This is a genomic window from Nitratidesulfovibrio liaohensis (assembly GCF_011682075.1).
GTDB classification, from domain to species: domain Bacteria; phylum Desulfobacterota; class Desulfovibrionia; order Desulfovibrionales; family Desulfovibrionaceae; genus Cupidesulfovibrio; species Cupidesulfovibrio liaohensis.
Genome location: NZ_VSMK01000389.1, coordinates 1 through 2,642 on the forward strand (window position 1 = coordinate 1; position 2,642 = coordinate 2,642).

4 protein-coding genes and 1 pseudogene are annotated in these 2,642 nt (G+C 65.4%); 3 read left to right on the forward strand and 2 right to left on the reverse strand.

Annotated elements, in window-relative coordinates; genetic code table 11:
* Together FVW27_RS12775 and FVW27_RS12780 are read left to right on the forward strand one after the other, a co-directional pair.
* Nucleotides 1–299, forward strand: a pseudogene (locus tag FVW27_RS12775) (RNA 2',3'-cyclic phosphodiesterase); the annotation flags it as partial.
* Nucleotides 300–404: 105 nt separating this feature from the next.
* Nucleotides 405–608: a hypothetical protein gene (locus tag FVW27_RS12780; protein ID WP_167125691.1), complete on the forward strand. Its 204-nt coding sequence runs from the start codon at nt 405–407 to the stop codon at nt 606–608.
* Here the strand turns inward: FVW27_RS12780 and FVW27_RS12785 are convergent.
* Nucleotides 596–1,123, reverse strand: coding sequence for a hypothetical protein (locus FVW27_RS12785; RefSeq protein WP_243838426.1), 528 nt, complete (start codon nt 1,121–1,123; stop codon nt 596–598). The genes FVW27_RS12780 and FVW27_RS12785 overlap by 13 nt on opposite strands.
* A 274-nt stretch (nt 1,124–1,397) precedes the next feature.
* Here FVW27_RS12785 and FVW27_RS12790 point away from each other — a divergent pair, with 274 nt between their 5' ends.
* Nucleotides 1,398–1,841: a universal stress protein gene (locus tag FVW27_RS12790; protein ID WP_167125693.1), complete on the forward strand. Its 444-nt coding sequence runs from the start codon at nt 1,398–1,400 to the stop codon at nt 1,839–1,841.
* Nucleotides 1,842–2,076: 235 nt separating this feature from the next.
* On the opposite strand, the gene FVW27_RS12795 is transcribed toward FVW27_RS12790, so the two are convergent.
* Nucleotides 2,077–2,642: NAD(P)/FAD-dependent oxidoreductase (locus FVW27_RS12795; RefSeq protein ID WP_424991875.1), on the reverse strand; the 566-nt coding region annotated here is incomplete at its 5' end.

The following is a 2,642-nucleotide window of genomic DNA, read 5'->3' on the forward strand; positions in this document are numbered from 1 at the left end:
AAGACCGCCGCTTTGCCCCGCACCTGACCCTGGCCCGCGTGCGCGAGGCGCGGCGCGGCGACAGGCAGCGCGATGTCGCCCGGTCCGGCGGCGAACCGCCCTCCCCGCCTTCCCGGCATTCGGCCCGGGCAGCGGCAGATGCGCGCGATGCCCTGCTGGCCGCCATCAATACCCGAATCAACCGCGCCGCATCACCGTGGCCCGGATGCACCGTGCGTGAAATGGTGCTGTGGCGCAGCGATCCTGGCGGTGACCGCCCAGTGTACACCCCCCTTGCGGTGCTGCCTGCGCGGGGATGACGCACAAATGGCCGTCGGATGGAAAAACGGCGGAGAACGCCCTTTCATACCCGAAATTCCGTCTGAACAGGGTGTATCAAGGCCCATCCCCCTTTCCGATGGCGCTTGCCTGCATTCCTTTCTTTCCGGCTGATTCTTTCCCTTCCGTCCCCGCAAGAAATGAAAAACGCCGCACCCGAAGGTGCGGCGTTCATGCCGCTGTGCCATGCCCTGCCCCGCCGGAGCGGAATCGGGCATGTCGTCAAGGCGAATCAGGTTTTTCCGCTGGAGAAACCCGCGAAAAAAGACGATGTGCCCTACGAGGCGTAATCGCCCCTGTTGAACTTGAACTTCTCCGTGGCGGCCATCACTTCGAGTTCGTTGACCACGGCTGCGAGCCCTTCGTGGTCGGAAAGGTTGGGCATGTTCTGCTTCAGATCGCGCAGCGAGTTGTCGATGCCTTGCAGCATCGAGTACGCATCACGCAGTCCTCCTGTTGACGCCCCCTGCCCCAGTTCGCGGGCGTAGGCATCCCAGTTGTTCAGCAAACCGTCCAGTTGCTCCATGGCCTGATCGAGGCCGGTCGCATCCGAGGCGGCGTCAACGCCCTCCACTGACGAAACCATGAGCAGCGGGTCGATGCCCGCGGCCCCCGGCGGCACCACCGACGCAGCGGACTGCGCCGATTCGGTTCCGCCCAGCTCCTGCGAGAGCAACGCACCGAAGTCGCCGACGGCATTGGCGCCGCCGGTGGCCTTTCGTTGCGCTGGCTCCTGCCGTTGCAGGGCCTCCAGTTGTTCCGTGCCGATCTTCATGACGTCCCCCATGTCAGGGATGTAGCGCATGTCGTGCATGCAGGGTACGCCCGTGCCAAAGCAAGAACCCTGCCACGGCCAAGCATCGCGCAACCCACTGAAATTTCACAATCGCACCTGTTTTCAACGGCGCGCAAGGCGGGAAAAAGCTGCCGGGCGGCACGGCTTGCCCACATGCAGACACTACGCATCAAATCGGCCCTTGTCTATTTCGCCCTCAAAGCATACTGTAAGTATACGAAGAGGTTCAGACTGCCACCCGGCCCCGCGAGGGGCACGGAACCCGTAACCAGGGAGAAACACCATGAAGGACTTCAAAAAGATTCTCTGCGCGGTGGACTTTTCCGAGCACAGCAAGGACGTCGCCGAATATGCCGCGTCTCTCGCCAGGATGACCGGCGGGTCGGTGGTGGTGCTGTACGCCGCCCCCTCGCTCAGCCAGTACGTGGGCTTCCACGTGCCGCCGAACTCCATCGAGAACTTCGTGGGTGAAATCGTTTCCGGCGCGGAAAAGGCCATGGAATCGTTCGTGGCCGAGAACTTTCCGGGCATCAAGGCCGAGGGCCGCATCGTCACCGGCTACGCGGCGGAAGAAATCCTGGGCATCGCGGACAAGGAAGGCGCGGACGTGATCATCATGGGCACCCATGGCCGCAAGGGCCTGGACCGCATCCTGTTCGGCTCCGTGGCGGAAAAGGTGGTCAAGAGCGCCCGCCAGCCGGTGCTGACCATCCGTCCTTCGGTGTAATTCCGGACTGGGCGGCTTCGGGACTCATGGTTGGTCCGTGCGGCTTCGCCCCCCTCGGTTGCCGGTGGCATGCCAGCCCTGGCCGGATGCCCATGGCAACGGTCGGGACGACAGTGCACCGCAAGAAAAATGCACGTGCAAGGGCCGTCGCGAGCAGTTCGCGGCGGCCCTTTTCCTGTGTCGTCACCGCCCTGCCGGGAACACGCCCCGGGCAGACGACCAGCCTGTGTGACGCCTACGTCCCGGCGGAATCCCCGGCCCTGGCCGGTACCGCGTCCCCGACATCCCCGGCTTCCCCGGTTTTCGCCGCATCGGGTGCCGCCTCGGACGGCGCCTCGCACACTGCGTCGTCCATGGCCACGCGCGGCAGGATGAGCCGCACCGACCGTTCGAAAAACAGGTAGTCCCACGCCCAGTTCACCAGCACGAACAGCCGGTTGCGGAAGCCGATCAGATAGGCCAGGTGCACGAACAGCCACAGCACCCATGCCCACAGCCCGGAAATGGCAAACCGCCCCAGCCGCACCACCGCCGCCTGCCGCCCGATGGTGGCCATGGCCCCCTTGTCGCGATAGCGGAAGGGTTTGGCCATGCCGCCCTTGAGCAGACGCAGCACGTTGGCCGCCGCGTGACGGCCCTGCTGGGTGGCGTTGGGGGCGATCATGGGCGGGTTCTGCCCATCCGGCAGCGCAAGGTCGCCCACCACGTGGATTTCCGGACGCCCGTCCACCTGCAGGGTGGGCAGCACCGGCACGCGCCCGCCCCGGCCCACGGGCAGGCCCATGGCTGCGGCCACGTCGT

Excerpts from the sequence above, each read along its gene's own strand:
- FVW27_RS12790 (WP_167125693.1), top strand. The coding sequence starts at position 1,398 with ATGAAGGACTTCAAAAAGATTCTCTGCGCGGTGGACTTTTCCGAGCAC.
- FVW27_RS12785 (WP_243838426.1), bottom strand. The coding sequence starts at position 1,123 with ATGCGCTACATCCCTGACATGGGGGACGTCATGAAGATCGGCACGGAA.